Genomic DNA, 17,883 nt, shown 5'->3' with positions numbered 1-17,883 from the left:
CTGGATGCCGCCCATTCCCGGCACGGCATGACTCCCGGCGTCCGTTCACCCTGGCACGCCCAGAGGCGGTCACTATCCGCTATCACATGAAAGCACCGCGCGTATCCGCTGATTGTTTACCATCGCCAGTGTCGCTGAGGCGCTTGAGAAAATTACCCGTGATGCTCTCGCCAAGGTCCTACGCGCCGTGCCAGCATCGTGGCCAGTGACCGATGAAGCTTTGGCCACCCTCGGTTGGTTCCTTGAGTACCGGGCACCCGCCGCAGCACACCGCCTCCGATCACTGGTCCAGAAGGGAGTATGAACCCAGTGAGCAAATACATCTACTCAATCGTTCGCTGTCTCCCTGATCCACGGACCGGAGAGTTCGTCAATGTTGGTGCCATTGTCGGAGATCCCCAGACCGGCGACTGGGCGGTGCGGAGAGTGAGCAACACCGAGCGCATCAAGAGGTTTGCACCCAACGCTGCCATCGATGTCACAGACCGGTTCATCGTTCGGATAACCAGCGAAATCGCCGAGGCTCGTGAAGCTCTGGAGACCAGCGACAGCCTGCCGTTCGACGAACGGTGGCTATACAGGCTGCATCACGATCACCGTAACATTGTGCAGCTCAGCCCGCCTGCACCTATCGTCGCCAGACACGCGGAAGCAGCGCTGGACGTCATCTTCAAACATATGATTATCGATCCTGCTACTCAACAAAGACCAATCACGATCAGGAAGGGCGAGGTGATCGAGAACCTACGCAGAGCGTATGTAGAGGCAGAGATTCCCGTTAACCTGCTGAGACCGAGGTCTGACGTATTCATCGGTGACAAGCTGCACTCCAATGTGGACATTGCCGTCGCAAACGGGAAAGTGTTGCAGTTGGCACAGGGCTGGTCCTTCCGTGTCACCCACCTGGACCGAGTGATCACACAGGTCAAAGCTTGGGGATTCGCCCTAGAACGGTTGCGTAGTGGCGACGAGGCCCGACTCGTGGATGCTCAAGGTCAACTTAGTTCTATCGCCAAAGACGTCGACCTGCAGATAGTGGTGGCGACACCGGAAACCTCTGAGCAGCAAGCGGCCTACGAAGAGGCAGAGCAGGTGTTCCGAACACTCAAGGCCGGCGTCCATCCAGTCGAAGCGGTGACGGCGGTCAGCGCACGGGCAGCCGATCTGGTCCGAACGATCCGCTAAGCCGCGGTATGCCCATACGGGCTGATCACCCCCAGTTGCTTGCTGATACGCGATCTCTGACCAAGGGCCGCACCACAGGTCGTACACGTTGACCATTTCAAGGCACGGCCAGAATGTCGAGATGCACCGCCTCTGGGGCGGATGCCTCGACGTCCGACCGATCACGTGGACGGGGAGCTAACCGATCAGGAAGAGCTCGACGAAGCGTTCACTCTGGTCGCGGGCCGGTTCGAGCGCCGGGAGGTCCGGCTTCGTACCCGCAGATGCCTGGATGGCCTGCTGTCGGGGCTGGAGCGCAAGAACGGCTGGACGCTGGCCGAGTCGAGCTGATCCCCCAGCACAGCACGCGCGCCGGTTCGCTGTCGAGCGCGGGGATCGAGGCCGTGACGACCACGGCGGCGTGCCGTATGGCGTCAGTCACCGTTCTCGGCTCCTGCGGGCTCCGAGGGCCAGTCCGGGTTTGTCCCCCGTCCAAGGCATGATGATGGGCATGAGCGAGCAGGAGAAGAGCCCGTTGGAGTCCAGCGACGCGTGGTGGTCGATTTCGGAGCACGAGCGCGAGGAATGGCGGCAGTACGCGTCGGAGGTGGGCTATCACCACTTCGTCGAGTGCAACCTGGACGCCGATGACGACGTCCTCCACGACCTGTTTCCGGACGTCGACATCACCCGTCCGGGTGAGGGGATCTAGACCCCGAGCCTCCTCGGAGCGACACGGCGGCCTCACCCCGCGGGATATTTTCGGGATGATCTTATTTGGTCCGATCTCTGTTTAGGGCTGAGCCGTAGGTCAGGGGCGGTGGGGTGCAGGAACCGTAGTGCTCTTGAAAACCGCTCTAGGGCCGGTGACGGTCCTCGTGGGTTCGAATCCCACGCTCTCCGCTCAACCAGCCAAAACGGCGTCTGACCAGCGGTTACATCGGGCGACTGCCCCGCCCGCAACCCAGACGAAACCCGCCGCCACAGGTCCATGTGCGGGAGGCGCACTCGCTGAGGTCGGGGCTATCAGCACGGTGGAGATGTGGGCGAGGAAGTCCGACTGGAGGATCACCGCGAAACGCTCACCTCGTTGCTCATGGGCCATCGCGTCTCGGGGAGCGCGCAGCCTGTACACGTCACCACGCACGCAGGTGCTCCGTGTCCCTCATGATCGCTTCTGCTTCGGCCCTGTCGGCGGGGTCGTTGGCCAACCGCTCGGCTGCGACTTGGGCCTGTTCCATACGACGGAGACGCTGGGCGATGAGAAGCGCTTCGCGGACGACTTCAGATGCGGAGCGGCCGTCGGAAGTCAGCTCGCCCAGGGCCTTCTCGGCCTTGACGTCGAGTTCAACAGTCAACATGCCCATATCTTCACTGTAAGGCGCGGTCTCCCGCAGGTCTTCGGCCAATTTCCGTGATCGTCCAGATGCATACCGTAATTGACGTCGAGCGACATCGAACCCCCGGTCTCTGCTACCCCGTCATGGATCGTGGCTGACGATTGGGTTGGAAACCCCGGCGAAGGGAACGTGATCGTGGATCCCGCGCATCAGGAGAAGGTCTTTGAGGACGGGATGACCGCACCGCCATCGATGCACTTCATGTGGACCCTGAACAGCACATCCACGCCATGCCCCCGCACGTTCGGCGGCCCCGGGAGCTGCTACCCCGCGTTCAACCAGAGCGAGACGGCAGCATAACGAAGGTCGTACGGCCGAGCCGCCAAACGGGGAGACGACCTGTTCCGGCGTCAGCCCTAGCGTCCAAGCCTTCTGCCACGCCTCGCAGTCCGCCCCAATGGAGATCACGTTGTACGGAGCAGGCACCCGTCATCGTGGACGCCGAACTCTTCGATGTGCTCGCGGAGGATGGTCACCAGCTCTGGCGGGATCGGGACCGGGCGGCCCTCGTCCTGTGCTCGATGCTTCAGACCACGGTCGTCGTGCGCCTCCCCACTGTCCGTCCATCACTTGTTCACCTGAGGCTTGGACTTCGAGAGGACCGATCGGCCCCACCCGGACTCCGGAAGGTGGCAGTCCTGTCACGCGGGCCATGGCGCGGGCCTTACCCAGCCCAAACCTGCCTGCTGCAACGACAAGAACGACCCGCCCCTCGCCGAGGATGTCGAACTCATGGCAGCGATCGACCAGATCGTTCGAAACCGCCGATAGGGTTGCCGGCCAACCGTTCAAGCGTTCAAGCGTTCAAGCGTTCAAGGATTGACGCTGAGCTCTCGCGTGACCAGATCACGGGCCTGATCACATGGATTCGTAGCGGGTTTCGCCGAGGCGGTGAATGACGCGGACACTCCTTCTACCGATGGCGTGTTCAGCCTCCTCCAACATATGGTTGTTCTCACTCTTGGGTGCCCAGCAGACCGGCAACCGGTAATTTCTTCCCTCCGGGTTCACGTAATCCACGCCAACCACTTCGGCGGAGTCACCCTGCTTTTCACAGATCGAATAGCTAATTTCATTCCAATTCGCACCGCCCGTACAGGGCGTAGGACCGTCGACCTTCATTCCATTACGGCCAGCACAATCTCTGAGGTGATTACTCCAAATTGAGTCGCATGTCGCGGCCTGCAGGAAGACGCCGGCCTTGAGTTCGTGCAAGCAGTTGACTCTCATAGTCGCTCCGAATGCGCACTCATTAGGCGAGGACCATCCACTGCCACAGATGAGATACTTGTCGAGAAGGTCGGAGCAGCTCACCCTCAGCGCATAACACACATCGACGATCTCGATATACGTCGAGCATAGCCTGTATTCGCCTCGCGTGTCGTCACGGCAGTCGTAGTAGGCGTCTCGCGCCTTCACGCAGTCAAAATTGCTGGCCGGGTCGAAGTAGCCCGGACAGCGCAGGAACTCTCTCTCGCCTGTGGCACACACGTGGTCAGACCGCTTAGGAGTTCCCGTCCGGCATGACAAGTAAGATTCAAACGACGAGGCGCAGACTTGCTCCGTATGAAATATGGCCCGCTCTCCGGAACGGCATTCGATTCGGACGATCAGCGCCTGCTGGCACAGCTTGGCCGAATTCTTCACCAGATGCCGTTTCATGCACGCCTTGTATCCGGGGGCTTTCGAGCGACAGTCCAACCCCCTCGGCCCCTGACCCTGCGGGCAGATGTCGTCGGCCGCGGCATACGAAGGGTGGCTGGTCTTAAGATGCCACGTTGGCTGCGGCCATGGAATCTCCAAGTTGGTTGTGGAACAACCGGTCAAGGTGGCAATGGCCATGAGCGCGACCAGCACGCCCCAGATCCGCTGCCTCGCTGCGGCCATGTGCCCTCCCAGTCGATCCCAAGCCCGACATAGGCATGTAGGGATGAGCATATGGGCTTGCCATGCCGAATTCCCCGCGTGTATCACGACAACTCAGACGCGACTCGCGACCTGAATGTGCTGTACTTCGGCAACGCCGGTGCTGCTGCTCGGCCTTCGGAGCGCGCACCCGCTCCGACTCCGCGATCAGCGTCTTGCCACCGCAGCGGGAGGGGCGGCGGACAGGCGTGATCACCGTAGGCGATGGCGCCTCGGCCGGCCTCGATAATCTGTGGCATGCCACAGATCTCTGTCGAGTACTCAGCCGCCCTTGCTGAGGCGTTCGATCGGCGCGGGTTCGCGCTGGCACTTCACTCGGCCGCGGCCGGGCTGATCGGCAGCGCCCTGCCAGACTTCAAGACTCGCTTCTATCCCATCGCTGAAGCGGTCATCGGTAGCGGAGCAGCCACCGAGGCGATGATCCACGTGGATCTGGCGATCCTGCCCGGCCGTGACCCCGCGGTCAAAACCCGGCTGGGGGATCTGACCCTCGCGACGCTCTGCGATCACATCAGGCCCGGGACCGGGCTGACCACCCAGGTCACCGTCGAGGTTCGAGACATCGAGAACTACCACAAACGTGTGCTGAGGCGATAGTCGCACGATGTCGGGGCCGCCTAACAGCCGCCCTGCCGGCGCGGCGCTGCTCATGCCGTTCTCAGCGTCGATGGTGATCCTGACACCCCCACGCCGAGCGTCCCCCCTTTTGAGCGGGAGAGAGGGGGGATTCGCGCAACCCCGCGACGGGCTCACCACGGTGAGGAGAGGGCGACAGGCGTTGCCGGGATGTTCCCACCGATCAACTGCGCGACAAGGCCGGCCAGACCGGACGGGAACACCCGTTCGTTGGAGCATCGCAGCTCAGGAATGCTCCACCAGTGATGCGCGACGATCAGCGACTGCTCGAACTCGTCCCGGCCCGAGGTCTTCACAGTCGTCTCTCCCATTCGGGCGTAGAAGCGGGCGTAGAAGAACGTGTCGATCCCCAGGACCGTCGTTCCGTCCCGCCGCCAGGTTCCCGAACTGACCGCCACGACCGGGCCGAGGTCGGCGGGCGGCACAAGCAGGCCGGTCTCCTCGCGCAACTCCCGCGAGGCCGTTTGCGTGAGCGACTCGCCTTCGCCGACCCTTCCCCCGGGGGTGGTCCATTCAAGCCGATGTTGCCGCTCGCCGCTGCCGTACCCCTGTAAGAGGAGCAGGTGATCCTCCGCGTCGACGAGGATGATCCGGGCGGTCAGCCGTGGGATGGGCTCCATCGGGCTCCAATCGTCGCAGGCCGGTCCGGGTCGTGGCTATCGCGGGCCCTGCGCCGTCAAGGCACGGAGTGCGGCGAGGTATGCGGCGATGTGGTGATCCTTGACCGAATCGCGGAGGCGTCCCCGGGTTTTCAGACGCCTCTCGATGAGGTGCTTCGACTCGCCGGTGGTCAAACCGTACCCGTCCGGTGTTCGACGGTCGGACGGGTCGATCGCCGATCCGGGCGGATGCAGGTACCGGAGCCGGCCGACAGGCCGCCAGGAGAGGGGCAGCGGCGTGCCACGGAACAGACCTCCGGCGAGCTCCCCCACCATGGCCACGCCGGGAGCGCGGACGTGGGAGTACTGCCCCGGAAACCACGGAACCGGGTCGTCGCCGAGCTCGAAGCGCGTCACCGGCACATTTGCGATGGAAAACTCGAAGTCCGCCGTTCCGGGCATCGGTGAGCCGTAGGTGAAGACCCTGTGGACGCGGTGGAACTCCTGAGTCAGGTCGCGGGCGGCCATCAGTGCGATCACTCCGCCCGCGCTGTGGCCGGACATGAAGACGCGCGCCTTACGCTCGCGTGCGGCGGCCACGGCCCTGCGGACGTCGTCGAGTGTGGCGAGCGCGCGCCAGTGATAGGCCGCCTGGTAGTCGGACCGCCCCAACGCGCTCGTGATGTTGTCCAGCCAGCCCAGGATGGTCGCGGCCATGCGGTCCTCGCTCAGATCGGCCCCGAAGGTGGTCGTGCCGCGGTAGGCCACCAACGTGAGATCGTCCGACTCGCAGATCAGGGTGTTGGTGACGTGAGCTTCGTGATCGTCGTGTGTCGCGGCGATCCGCACCCGCCACTCTCCAGGCACGGCCTGCCTGATCTCGGCGAGTGCCGCCGCCACGGGGTCGTCGGCATAGGTCGCCGCCGCGAGCAGGCCCATGGCATATCCCCAGCCGAGCTCCTCCTCGTCGGACATGGACCAGTCTTTGGACAGCAGGCGGTTGAGCAGTTCGCGGACGACATCAGCGCGTGACATGGCGTCCTCCGATCATCTGATGGGGTGGTGGCCGGTGGGCGGGAAAACCACCCTCATGGTCAGGATGAGCCGCCGGGCGTCCTTGGTGACGGCCTGGAACGCGCCGTCGAAGGATGGGCCGAGCTTGCGGAGGACGGAGGCGACGTGCACAGCGGCGTGCACCTCGCGGAGCGCCTCCGAACTGATGTCGAGTTCGAGCGAGTGCTCCTCGAGTTCGTTCTGAGGAAAGCTGCGCTGCCTGATGAGGGTGCGGATGGCCGGGTCGTCGTGAATTCCTTCTTGGCGGGCGTGCGCCGCGGCGGCGTCCGCGGCGGGTTCGCCGCCGCGCCACTCCCACAGGGCCCGCATCGACTGGGCGACGCGCCGCAGCGACTCGCCGGCGCCATGGACCGAGCCGGTGACCGCACCGGCCTGGAACCGAATCGCCGCGCCGACCTGCCCGTCCTCGGTGACCTCGCGGATCTCCCTGACCTCGAGCCGGGCCGCACCGAGCATCTGGCAGACCTCCGCGACGAGGTTGAACTTGGCGGCCGATATGCGCTCGTACGCCAGCGCCGCCTCGACGTACGTGTCGGCGTCCCAGCGGTTGCGGATCAGAAGCGTTCCCGGCTGGAGCACGTCCTCGATCGACTGGAGCGTCGGGTCGTCGCTGAGCGGAGGCCGCAGCGGTACGGGAACCACGGTGGTGAAGGGATCGGTGAGCAACTCCGGGACCATGCTTCTGGCCCTGTTGTAGTCGTCACGATGGAGTACGACGATCTTCTTCTCGAGCTTGGGGGCATCGTCCGGCATCGTTAGCCCACCAGCTTTCTGACCAGCAGGTACAGGAGAGCGGCGAGCAGTGCCAGCAGCGCCGCCTGGGCTTTCGGACGGGACAGCAGGTTCAGGGCGAAAGGGCGCCTGCCCGCCCACCCCTCTGCGAGCAGTCGATGGATGTCGGCGGGGTCGGCGGTCAGCCCGCCTTCACTCAGGATCCCCGCGGCCTCGGTCGCCGCGGCCTGCGTCCATGTCCGCTCCCTTGCGGGAGCGGTGACCACGAGGGAGGCTCTGAGCCGCTGCCTGTCCGCCAGACGGTTCACCTGCCTGTTCGACCCGTTGGCGGTGACCGGAAACTCCACCAGCAGCCGCGAACCGGACAGGACGTACCGCCCGAGGCGGGTGTCGTTCTGCTCGGACGCGTTGGTGACCAGGTCCACGAAATCCCGATGGACCGCCGTACGCTCGTCCGCGCCGAGCGCATGCCCGTACCGCCAGGCGAAGGGCTCTCGATCGGGAAACTCTACGTAGACGATGTCGACGTAGCCGGCTCTTCTCATGGCAGTTCCTTTTCGTGAGCCACGATGTGCTCCATGATCTTCGACGTGACGCGGTCCGCTGACGGCCGGTCCTTCAGGGACCCGACGACCACCCGGACCATGGCGTCACCGCCGAGTCGCAGCAGGATCCGGTCGAGTTGGTCGACGATGAGCTGGTGATACGCGGCCTGGTCGACCTGAGGTGACCGAGGGTCTTCGTCGGTGTGCGTCACCACGACGATGCAGAGGTAGACCTGCCCGCCCTTCAGCCATCTCCCGATCTGTCCGGCATCGTCGTCGACCCGATGCCAGTCCCGCTCCGGCGGCATCCCGAGTCCGGCGAGCATGCGCGCGTCCACCAGGTAAAGCACGTATCGGCTCTCGGCCACCCGGTTCTCCCACTGGGGCCAGGCCTTTTCCTCACCGCTCAGATCACCCAGACCCAGGAAGGTCAGACGGATGCCGTTCGCGGTGAGCTTCGTCTTGGGATGGATGCGCGGCGCCTGCGTACGACCGGGATCGTCGTCCACCCAGGTGCCGCGCCACGAGTTGATCAGCGTGGTCTTTCCGGTGTACCTGGCCCCGAGCACAGCAATGTGAAACTTTTTCCGGCGAAGCTTCATGAGCAGGAAGAAGGAGATGACGGTGCCGAGGCCGATGCCGACCCCGTAAATAATGAGGGGAATGGGCACAGATATCCCGCCTTGTCGGATCACTGTACGACCACAAGGGTGTCGGAGTGATATGCCCCCTTCAACCGTTTCCTGTTACTCTCCTCGACAGGAAACGGGGGACGTGTCATTGGCGGAAAGGGCAATATGGCGCATTCGTCCTTCGGAGAGGAGTTGCGCCGGCGACGTATGGCCGCGGGCCTGTCGCTGAGCGCACTGGCGACGGCGGTCAATTACAGCAAAAGCCATCTCTCCAAGGTGGAGACCGGAAACAAGCCGCCGACACCTGACCTCGCGCGGCTCTGTGACGGTGCTCTCAAGGCCGGCGGCGCTCTACGGGCACTCGCCCATGCGGCCGAACCGCCCGACGGCAAGGCGACGGCGGAGTCGTCCGGCCGGACGTTCGACGCCGAGTGGTTGCTGAGATTGCCGGGCGGCGGACCGGGAGAGTTCGCGTCCGCTGATCTGACAGGCCCGGTCAGCATGCGGTTCACCGCCGCGTCCGGCGACATCGACGCCCTGTCCTCGCTGCTCGACCTGATGATCCAAACAGGACGGTCGAGTCCTCCCGGCATGGTGCTACCGATCGCGATCGCTCAGGTCCACGCCGCTCGGACGGCGATCCCCCACTCCGGAGGCCGCTCGCGCAAGCGATTGCTCACGCTCGCGGCGCGGGCGGCCGAATTCACCGGCTGGATGGCCCAGGAGTCCGGTGACGATTCCGCCGGAGCCTGGTGGACGGATCTCGCGGTGGAGTTCGCCGCTGACGGAGCGGATCAGGAACTGGCCGAGTACGCGGACGTACGGCGTGCCCTGATGACTCTGTACCGAGGTGAGGCCGCCACAACGGTCCATCTGGCGGCTCGGGTCCGACACCGGCACGCGCTTTCACCCCGGTTACGCTGGCTCGCGGCGCTTCGTGAGGCGCAGGGCCACGCACTGGTGGGAGACGACCACAGCTGCCGGTCCGCCATCGACGGTGCTCACGCGCTCTGGGAGCGCGCGAGCCGGGACGCCCCGGCCCCTCCGCGGCCCGTCGGCGAGGGAGCGGTCGCCCGGCCGCTCGGCACCTCGGTCCCCGTCGACATCATGACCACGATGGTCACCGGATGGTGCCTCCATGACCTGGGCCGGCCCGGTGAGGCCGCGGAGGTGCTCGGCCGGGCGCTGCCCGGCCTGGGCCCGTCGTCGCGCCGGTCCCGCGCACGCTTCACGGTCAGGCGCGCACTCGCGCTCGCCGACGACGGGTCCATCGCGGACGCCTGCGCGCTGATCGCCGATGTACTGGACGACATCCGCACCGTCGACTCCGCGACGATCAGAGCGGACCTGCGCTGTTTCGCCAATGCCATCCGCCGTCGGCGCACCCATCCCGCCGTGGCCGACCTGTGGCCTCAGTTGTGGCTGATCCTGGGCGGACGTGGACCTCGGTGATCTCGGTGATCTCGGGGCGGCGACTTCGGCACAATCCCGTACTTATGGCATGAACAGCGGGGAATTCCGGAAAGGAACGGCCAGTGACGGACTCCGTGGAGCGGGATCTGATATTCATCAGCTTCCGCGGCAAGGACAGCGGTCCGACAGCGGCGCACGTCGACCTGGTGCTGCGTCAGGCCTTCGGCTCCGGCCGCGTGTTCCGATCCAGCAGGTCCATCGAACTGGGTTCGCTGTTCGACGAGGTGCTGGAGGCCGCCCTGCGCCGAGCCTGCGTGCTGCTTGTGCTCATAGGCTCTGAATGGTGCAGCGACGGCCCCGGCGGACGGCGCATCGACGACCCCGACGACTGGGTGCATCGCGAGGTGAAGGCGTCGCTGGAGGCCGGTGTACAGGTGATCCCCGTGATGCTGGAGAAGACGCCTCGGCTCACCGAGGCCGACCTTCCGGAGGCGCTCAAGCCACTCGCACGACGCCAGACCGCCGAACTCAGGTTCCGCAACGACGCCGCCGACCTGTCCAACCTGATCTCGCGGATCTGTCGGACCGTCCCTCAGTTCAGCCGGCTTCGCGTGGCGAACCCGTTCGCGCTGGACTCCGTCGATCTTCCCACCAGGCTGGAAAGCGGACTGGACTTCGAGCGGCTGGACGATCTCCTGGCTGCCCGCCGCTGGCAGGAGGCTGATCGGGAGTCCGCCAGACTGCTGGTGGCGGCGGCTGGAGGCGACCTGCTGAAGCCCCGGTCGTACATGATCCGAGTGGACGATGTCGACAAGATCTCTCCCGCCGACCTACGCGGGATTGACCAGCTCTGGATGTCCCACAGTGAAGGGAGATTCGGGCTGACCACACAGTTGGTGGCCATGCGGAAGGCGGCGGACGACCTGATCGCCTTCGGCGACATGATCGGCTGGCGTACGACCCGGTGGATCTACTACTCAGAAGTCCTGTGGTCGTCCTCAGCGCCGGCGGGCCATCTGCCGGTCCTGGGTCCGGCCGGCGGCATCCGTCCGTCGAAGCTCCGTGCCCGGGACACCGTGGCGGGAATGAGTTCCATCCCAGCGGCGATAACTCGTTACCTGCGCGACAGAACAGCTGTTGAGCAGGTGCACAGGACACCCGTCAGCGGTCCCTTCGGCTGGCGCGAGTACTACCCCCTGGCCCTCTACGCGGCCATAGACGTGCACGCGCATCTGTTCCGGGGCCGAACCGAACCCTACCTTCGCGCGATAACGCAGTCGGTGCGCTCGGGAACCAGCACGTACGGCAACCTCCTGTCCGTGGTCTGGGCCGTGAACCGCGGGCGTCTTCTTGATCGCCTGTCGGATCCCGGGTGACTGCCCGGTGATGCCACCGTTATCGGTCGGCGTCTCGATCCGCATGGCGGGCAGTGCGCCACCGTCCTAGTCTTGATCTACAGGTTCCCCCGATCGCACAAAGGAAGCCCCCGATGTCCTTCGCCGAGCACATCGCCCCGATCCTTCGTGCGGCAATGGAGATCCTCCGGGATGCCGGCCGCCCGATGTCGCCTGACGAGGTGCGGAGGGCCGTCGCCGAGAAGGTCTCGATCGCACCCGAGCAGCAGGCTCTCAACGGGCACGGCCAGGTCCGCTGGCAGTCCCAACTAGGCTTCCGTACCGGTGAGGCGGCCTCCATCGGATGGATGACCAAGAGGAACGGCTGGGCGATCACGCCGGCCGGGGTGCGGGCGCTGGAGGACCATCCGGGTGTCGAGCTCTACCGGGAGCTGGGCCGGCAGTACCGGGCACGCCGACAGCCCGCTCAGGTCCGCTCCTACACGGATCCACGTTGGAAGACCGTTCTCGCGGCCCTGGCACGGGTGACGCCGGGCAGTTGGACCACATACCGCGACATCGCCGACCTGGTCGGTATGTCGGCCCAGTCGGTCGGTGGTTTCATGGCCCAGTCCGCCGACGACAACGTCCATCGCGTGCTCCAAGCGGGTGGAACGGTCTCCCCCAACTTCCACTGGCTCGACCCTGAGCGGATCGAGGATCCCCGTGAGGTCCTGGAAAGCGAAGGGCTCACCTTCGACGCGTCCGGGCGGGCGAACCCGGCACGGCGCGTCACCACGGACATGCTCCGCGCGATGCTCACAGAGGCCGGTGTGCTCACGCAGTCAGCCTCCCGTGGCGAGCCCGAGCCGGAGTCCGAAGAGTTCCCCGACGAGCTTCCCGGGGCGTTCGAGCAGTTCCAGCAGAACCTCGGATACGCCCGGCAACTCGTGCATGGCGGTCGGAATCTGGAACGACTCGGCGTCGGCGCCTTCGACGTCACCGATCTCTACCGTGCGGCCTGGACCCAGTCGGTGGCGGCACTGGACCACTGGGTGACCCGGGAGATCGTCGACCGGGCCGTGGCTCTCGCGCTCCAGCCCGATGGGAACTGGCCTCCCAAGTTCAACAAGCTCTCCATCCCGGTTGAGCTGTTCGACAAGGTCTACTACCGTGCCGCCCCACTGGGCGAGATGTTCCGTACGCACCTGGAACAGTTCTTCGCGTTCATGACCTTCCAGAACCCCGACAAGATCAAGGAAGGCTTCGCGTACGTCAGCACCGTCAATCTCTGGGTGAAGGTCGCGGAGATCCTCACCGAGCAGGATCCCACGAGTCGCGTCACCGCCGACGACGTGCGGGGTCAGCTCAGGGACATCGCCCGGCGCCGCAACAACATCGCGCACACGGCCGACCACGATCCGGACGATCCCGGTCAAAAACTCCCCATCAAGTCCGGCGACGCCGACGACGTCATCAGCTTCCTCGAGTCCGTCGCGATCGCCATCCAGCACGCACTCGGTGATCCGCTTCCGGCGGCCGACTACGACACGGCCCCTGCCGAGGTGGGCATGCTGGGAGCAGTGCCGGCGAGAGCCCTCGACGAGCGACAGGTCTCTCAAGGTGACGGCAAATGGGATGAAGACAGCCTCCTCCACGCGATTCAGCGTTACTGCCCGCCGGACGTGGCCGAGACGCTGCTGGCCGTCTACCGGCACGCCGAGCGCCACCCCTCCTTCCGGGGGTACTACTTCGGCACGGGCGAATATCCCTCGGCCACCGCGCGGTTCAGCCTCGGGACCGACGAGGCCGCGGTCTGGAGCATCTTCACCGGCGCCAGCCAGTCGGTGCTCTCGATCAACTTCCAATGGATGCACAACCGGGGGGCCTCACCTGAGCGCCTCCATCAGCTGGCAGCGGCTCTGGCGGTGTTTCCCGAGTGGGCGCGCATGCGCGGTCAACTCGTGGCGGCGAACTACGCCAGACGCCCGTCCCTCACCCCGGCCGCGCTGGCTCGGCACGACGCGGCCGAGATCATCACCAGTGCGATCAATGCCCTGCTCACCGTGGGCGACCACATCTGACCGGGGGACGGGGCACCGGAACTGGCGCGTGCGCGGGCATGCGGTTTGCGGGATCGTAGTGCCATGCACCCTGGCGCGCCCCCGCGATGTCCCGACTGCGGAGAGCCGCTCGCCGGCCCGCACCCCGCCTGCCCGGTTTGCGCGCTGCCGCTGAGCGGTCCCGTCGCCGCCGAACTGTGGCGGGTCGATGTGGAGCGCGCCGAGCTCAGGCGACGTGAGATGCAGCTCACTGCCCGGCGCACCGAGCTTCTCGTGATGTTGCGCGCCGCCCGCGCCGGGACTGGAATCGGGACCGGGCAGGTCGGGGACGCCTCCGGCGCCTTCCCGCCACCGACGCCCGGCACCGAGCGGCCGACGGATCTGTCCGCGAAAGCCGTACAGAACCTGTTATTGGCACTCGGCGGGACCCTGCTGGTCGTGGCGGCGATCGTGTTCACGGCGGTGAGCTGGGGGCACCTCGGCATCGGCGGCCGCGCGGCGATCCTGCTCGGCTTCACCGGCCTGGTCCTCGCGGCCCCTCTCGGGTTGCGAAAGCGCGGTCTGGCCGCCACCGCGGAGACCCTCGCCCTGCTCGGCCTCGCGCTGCTGTTCCTCGACGGGTACGCCGCCTGGCATCTGGGGCTGGCCGGTCTCGACCGAATCGATCCTCAGCACTACACAGCCGGGCTCATCGCGGCCGTCGCCGGGGTGTTCGCGACCTACGGGCGGCTTGCCCGGCTCAGGTGGTCGGTTCCCGTGGCGGTCGTGCTCGCACAGCTTCCGCTCACCGTGCTGGCGTTCGACCAGGGCACGGTCTGGCTCGTCGCGGCGTTGCTCGCCACCGCCTGCTCCGACGCCGCGCTGTGGCTCGCCACGCCGCGGGTGGCGGTGGCGGTCTGCTTCGGTTTCACCTGGTCGCTCGGGGTGACGGTCGGGATCGTGGAATCCCTGGAAGCGTACGAACCGCGCACCGTCTGGAGGCTGTCCGCCGCGCTGTTCGTCGCCGTGGTGGCGGGACTGGTCATCGCCGTTCGCGCGAGCAGCCCCGGGAGCAGGTCCGTGAGCGGGCCATGGCCGGTCGTGCTCGCGGCGGCGTCGACGATCACACTGATCAGTGCGCTCGCGCTCCCCGCCCGCCTGGTTCTGGAGGGTCACTGGGCGGTCGTCCCCGGCCCCGTCGCCGCGCTGCTCGTGGCCGTTCTCGCGGTTCTCGCGCGCCGTACGGCTGCCGCGGCGGTCAAGGCGGTCGCGATGCCCGCCGCCATCACAGCCGCGATCATGATGGCCCTGCTGTCCGCGCCGGTGCTGCCGCCGGTGGCCGACGCCCTCGCCGGACCACTGGGCCGGGTCGGGGTCTGGGGCGGCGTCGGTTCGGGCGGTGTCGGTACGGCATCGGGCACCCCGTGGCTCCTCGCCGGGCCACCCGACCTGGTCGTGCTCACGATGCTCGCGCTCGCCTCCGCGGCGACCACGCGGCTGCTCCGGCGGCCTCCCGGGACTGACCGGGCCGAGTCGCCGGACGAGTCGCCGGACGAGTCATCGGGCGGGACGCCGTACGACCCGCGACAGGTGCTCACCCTGGTCACCCTGGCGTTCGGCGCGGTGACCGTGGCCGTCTGCCCTGTCGCGCTCGACCTGCCTTATCCGGCGGTGACAGCCGTACAGGTCGGGCTGGCCGTCGCGCTTGCCGCGCTCTCGGCACGGGCCCCCCTCGCGGGCGTGCCGGCGCTCGCGGCGGTGCTGGTGGCGGGCATCTGGGCGCTCGCGTCCGAGCCCGCGACACTGATCACGCTGGCTGTCCTCGCCGTCACCGCCGCGGTGACGGTCGTGATCGCTCGCGCGCCTGCCGTACGTCTCGGCGCCGCCGGTCTCGCGACCCTGCTGGCCGGCGGCGAGGCGGTCGCGCTGTGGATCGCCGCCGACTTCCAGCCCCGATTCATCACCTTCGTCCTGCTCGCGGTGGCCTGCGTGGCCGCGATCGTCACGGCGCGGCTCAAGGCCGTTCCGGGGACGGCGGTGGAAATCGCGGGATATGCGCTCGGGTCGATCGGGCTGTTCCTGGTGGTGGATCTGCGGATGTTCAGCCTCGCGTGCGCCGTCGCGGGCGTCCTCGGGTTCGGTACGGCGCTGCGCCCCGACCGGCGGGGGGCGGGATACGCCGGGGCCGCCTTTCTGCTGCTGGCCGGCTGGACCCGGCTCTTCGCGGACGGGGTGGAGACGGTGGAGGCCTACACCGTGCCGTTCTCCCTGGTGCTGCTGGTGATCGGCTGGTGGCACGTGCGGGAGTCCTCGTCGTGGGCGGCGTACGGCTCCGGCCTGGCCTTCTCCTTGCTCCCGAGTCTGCTGGCGCTCTACGCCCAGCCCGAGGGCTGGATCCGGCCGTTGGTGCTCGGCCTGGTGTCGATGGCGGTCCTGCTGGCCGGGGCTAGATTCCGGCTCCAGGCGCCCGCCGTGCTGGGCGGGTTCACGCTGGCCGCCGTCGCCCTGCACGAGCTCGCGCCCTGGATCGCACAGCTCATCACGCTCGTCCCGCGCTGGGTCCCGATGGCCGCCGGCGGCCTGGCGCTGCTCCTGATCGGGGCAACCTACGAGGCCCGGCTGAAGGACGTCCGCCGGATACGCGACGGCCTCCGCTCCCTGCGGTAGCCGTGACAGGCCGCCGGCGGAAGGCCCCGCCCTCGGCGAGGAAAGCGAGGCCCTGAGCGCCCCTCGGTCAGCAGTCCTTGTAGCCGAGCCGGGTGCCCTTGTACGCACAGGAGTCGATCAGCTTTCCAGCGTCGTTGCGCAGATAAGCCTTGTCCCCGGTGTTGTTCCAGACGTACCAGCGACGGTTCCATTGAACTCCTCCCCGGCCTGAAGGCTGGAGATTCTCCCGTCGCGTCGCGGTTAAGCGGCGCGCGGGGGTTGACGCTTCGCAGACCGGGTAACCCCGAGGTCTCCACGTCCTGACACCGCAGTTCCTGCGGCGTTGCGAATGTTGATCGCGGCGTTGGTGTCGGCGTGGCCGGTCCACCCGCAGGCGGGGTTGGCGCACGAGAACCGGGTGCCGTCACGACAGGCCGGGTCGCGGTGGCCGCACTGGTGGCAGGTCTGTGACGTGCCCGGGGCGGGAACCTTCACCACCAGCCCGCCGCGATCACGGGTTTTGTACTCCAGCAGGGTGACCGTGCGGCCCCACGCCTCGCCGGTGATGGCGCGGTTCAGCCCTGCCTTCTGCCTCACATTCCGGCCGGGGGCTTCGATCGTACCCTTGGCAGAGCGGACCATGTTCGTAATCTGCAGATCCTCCACCACGATCACGCTGAAGGTGTCGGCGAGTTCGGTGGTGGTCTGGTGCTGCCAGTCCACGGCTCGACGCTTGGCTGTCGCGCGGAGCCGGGCGATCTGGTCGTAGGTGCGGCTCAGCCGTTTGGACGCAGGCCGGCCGGGAGTACGAGTGCGGCGCTGGCGGGCGGACTTCTTCTCCAAGCGGCGAAGGTGTTCCTTCTCGCCGTTGCTGAGCCAGGGCCCGTGCTCGCGCATGGTGCCGTCCGACAGGGCCAGGGCGACGGTGATTCCCCGGTCGATCCCCACCGTGCGGCCCGGGCGGGCGGGCGGGGCCGGCACGACCAGGGTTTCGGTACGGAACACGATGTGCCAGCCGTCGGCTGCTTTGACCAGGCGGGCTCCGGTGATCCGCCCGGCGGGGCCGCCCCTGGTGACGCCGGGCAGGTCTTTGGTCCACCGGAACCGGACCCGCCCGGCCTTGGGCAGGCTGACCGTGCCCCACCGCCGGTTGACCCGCTTGATCTGCAGGTCGCGGGCCTGCGGCACGTCCACGGCCGGCCGGGATCGGAACCGGGCCTTGAACGTGGGCCGTCCGGCGGGATGATCGGGGTTGAAGAAGTTCGCCCACGCCTGCCGATACGTTTTCAGTACCGCTTGCGCTGCCTGGGCGGGTAGTCGGCCCATCCAGTCGATCTCGCGGCGGGCCGCCCGGATCGCCTCGTCGCAGTCCTTCAACGTCGCGAACCGGCCCTGCCGGAAGGTGAAGTACTCATGCAGCAGGTTCCACAGCGCGCGGGCGGTGTGCGCCTGACCGTCCAGCACCGCCACCTGGGCTGCGCTGAGGTCGAGTCGCGCCACGTGCGCCCGGGTCTGCTTCACCAGCTCCACCCGCTGATCGTATCGTTTGGTTTATGTCACCGCGATGGGAACCGAACCCTGATGTCCGGACGGGACGTCATGTCGTCTCGCACCTTCACGCGCATTTGGTGTTCGTCACGAAATATCGGCGGGGGGTGTTCACGGACGAGATGCTGGCCCGCTGCGGGGAGATCATGCGGGAGGTGTGCGCCGACTTCGAGGTCGAGCTGCGTGAGTTCA

At 66.8% G+C, this 17,883-nt stretch carries 17 protein-coding genes and 1 pseudogene; 9 read left to right on the top strand and 9 right to left on the bottom strand.

The window, feature by feature from the left end; translation table 11 throughout:
- The first annotated feature begins 309 nt into the window (after positions 1-309).
- The 3 genes and pseudogenes from ACFHYQ_RS23125 (at position 310) to ACFHYQ_RS23115 (ending at position 1,876) form a co-directional block, all read left to right on the top strand.
- Complete coding sequence (locus tag ACFHYQ_RS23125) at positions 310-1,185, top strand: DUF3037 domain-containing protein (protein WP_394303228.1); 876 nt, start codon at positions 310-312, stop codon at positions 1,183-1,185.
- Between the two features lie 141 nt (positions 1,186-1,326).
- Positions 1,327-1,506 (top strand): annotated as a pseudogene (locus ACFHYQ_RS23120) (hypothetical protein); the annotation flags it as partial.
- A 169-nt stretch (positions 1,507-1,675) separates the two neighbouring features.
- Positions 1,676-1,876: a hypothetical protein gene (locus tag ACFHYQ_RS23115; protein WP_394303226.1), complete on the top strand. Its 201-nt coding sequence runs from the start codon at positions 1,676-1,678 to the stop codon at positions 1,874-1,876.
- 192 nt (positions 1,877-2,068) lie between these two features.
- Here the strand turns inward: ACFHYQ_RS23115 and ACFHYQ_RS23110 are convergent, their stop codons facing one another.
- The 3 genes from ACFHYQ_RS23110 to ACFHYQ_RS23100 all read right to left on the bottom strand — a co-directional run bounded on the left by ACFHYQ_RS23110 (position 2,069) and on the right by ACFHYQ_RS23100 (position 4,451).
- Complete coding sequence (locus ACFHYQ_RS23110) at positions 2,069-2,269, bottom strand: type II toxin-antitoxin system PemK/MazF family toxin (protein WP_394303229.1); 201 nt, start codon at positions 2,267-2,269, stop codon at positions 2,069-2,071.
- Positions 2,270-2,300: 31 nt separating this feature from the next.
- Positions 2,301-2,573: a hypothetical protein gene (locus tag ACFHYQ_RS23105; RefSeq protein ID WP_394303225.1), complete on the bottom strand. Its 273-nt coding sequence runs from the start codon at positions 2,571-2,573 to the stop codon at positions 2,301-2,303.
- 849 nt (positions 2,574-3,422) lie between these two features.
- Entirely contained in the window at positions 3,423-4,451 is a 1,029-nt protein-coding gene (locus tag ACFHYQ_RS23100; protein ID WP_394303224.1) for a hypothetical protein, read from the bottom strand.
- 276 nt (positions 4,452-4,727) lie between these two features.
- Between ACFHYQ_RS23100 and ACFHYQ_RS23095 the strand changes: the two genes are divergently transcribed.
- A complete protein-coding gene (locus tag ACFHYQ_RS23095) occupies positions 4,728-5,087 on the top strand; it encodes a 5-carboxymethyl-2-hydroxymuconate Delta-isomerase (protein ID WP_394303223.1) in 360 nt (119 codons plus the stop codon).
- A 152-nt stretch (positions 5,088-5,239) separates the two neighbouring features.
- On the opposite strand, the gene ACFHYQ_RS23090 is transcribed toward ACFHYQ_RS23095, so the two are convergent.
- The 5 genes from ACFHYQ_RS23090 to ACFHYQ_RS23070 are packed head-to-tail and all read right to left on the bottom strand — an operon-like array spanning position 5,240 to position 8,747.
- Positions 5,240-5,746: an NUDIX hydrolase gene (locus ACFHYQ_RS23090; protein WP_394303222.1), complete on the bottom strand. Its 507-nt coding sequence runs from the start codon at positions 5,744-5,746 to the stop codon at positions 5,240-5,242.
- A gap of 36 nt (positions 5,747-5,782) precedes the next feature.
- Complete coding sequence (locus ACFHYQ_RS23085) at positions 5,783-6,760, bottom strand: lipase family protein (RefSeq protein ID WP_394303221.1); 978 nt, start codon at positions 6,758-6,760, stop codon at positions 5,783-5,785.
- A gap of 12 nt (positions 6,761-6,772) precedes the next feature.
- Positions 6,773-7,552 carry a hypothetical protein gene (locus ACFHYQ_RS23080; RefSeq protein WP_394303220.1) on the bottom strand — a complete coding sequence of 260 codons (780 nt, stop codon included), beginning with the start codon at positions 7,550-7,552 and terminating at the stop codon, positions 6,773-6,775.
- Between the two features lie 2 nt (positions 7,553-7,554).
- Positions 7,555-8,076 (bottom strand): hypothetical protein, encoded by a 522-nt coding sequence (locus ACFHYQ_RS23075; protein ID WP_394303219.1) that lies wholly within the window; start codon positions 8,074-8,076, stop codon positions 7,555-7,557.
- Positions 8,073-8,747, bottom strand: coding sequence for a GTPase domain-containing protein (locus tag ACFHYQ_RS23070; RefSeq protein ID WP_394303218.1), 675 nt, complete (start codon positions 8,745-8,747; stop codon positions 8,073-8,075). The genes ACFHYQ_RS23075 and ACFHYQ_RS23070 overlap by 4 nt, the downstream gene beginning before the upstream one ends.
- Before the next feature lie 126 nt (positions 8,748-8,873).
- On the opposite strand from ACFHYQ_RS23070, the gene ACFHYQ_RS23065 reads away from it, so the two are divergent.
- The 4 genes from ACFHYQ_RS23065 (at position 8,874) to ACFHYQ_RS23050 (ending at position 16,164) form a co-directional block, all read left to right on the top strand.
- The gene (locus tag ACFHYQ_RS23065) at positions 8,874-10,160 is read left to right on the top strand and encodes a helix-turn-helix domain-containing protein (RefSeq protein WP_394303217.1); all 1,287 of its coding nucleotides are present in this window, start codon (positions 8,874-8,876) and stop codon (positions 10,158-10,160) included.
- 83 nt (positions 10,161-10,243) lie between these two features.
- Positions 10,244-11,497 carry a GUN4 domain-containing protein gene (locus ACFHYQ_RS23060; protein ID WP_394303216.1) on the top strand — a complete coding sequence of 418 codons (1,254 nt, stop codon included), beginning with the start codon at positions 10,244-10,246 and terminating at the stop codon, positions 11,495-11,497.
- A 113-nt stretch (positions 11,498-11,610) separates the two neighbouring features.
- Entirely contained in the window at positions 11,611-13,539 is a 1,929-nt protein-coding gene (locus tag ACFHYQ_RS23055; protein ID WP_394303215.1) for an MGMT family protein, read from the top strand.
- Positions 13,540-13,602: 63 nt separating this feature from the next.
- Positions 13,603-16,164, top strand: a complete 2,562-nt coding sequence (locus ACFHYQ_RS23050; protein ID WP_394303214.1) for an SCO7613 C-terminal domain-containing membrane protein — start codon at positions 13,603-13,605, stop codon at positions 16,162-16,164.
- 240 nt (positions 16,165-16,404) lie between these two features.
- On the opposite strand, the gene ACFHYQ_RS23045 is transcribed toward ACFHYQ_RS23050, so the two are convergent.
- Complete coding sequence (locus ACFHYQ_RS23045; protein ID WP_394303213.1) at positions 16,405-17,673, bottom strand: RNA-guided endonuclease InsQ/TnpB family protein; 1,269 nt, start codon at positions 17,671-17,673, stop codon at positions 16,405-16,407.
- A 23-nt stretch (positions 17,674-17,696) separates the two neighbouring features.
- On the opposite strand from ACFHYQ_RS23045, the gene ACFHYQ_RS23040 reads away from it, so the two are divergent.
- Positions 17,697-17,883 (top strand): transposase (locus ACFHYQ_RS23040; RefSeq protein WP_394303212.1); only part of this gene is annotated, 187 nt, incomplete at its 3' end.

This window comes from Sphaerimonospora cavernae, assembly GCF_042435035.1.
Taxonomy (GTDB): Bacteria; Actinomycetota; Actinomycetes; order Streptosporangiales; family Streptosporangiaceae; genus Sphaerimonospora; species Sphaerimonospora cavernae.
Note: the sequence above shows the minus strand (reverse complement) of the source record. Positions and strands in the feature narration are given on the sequence as shown.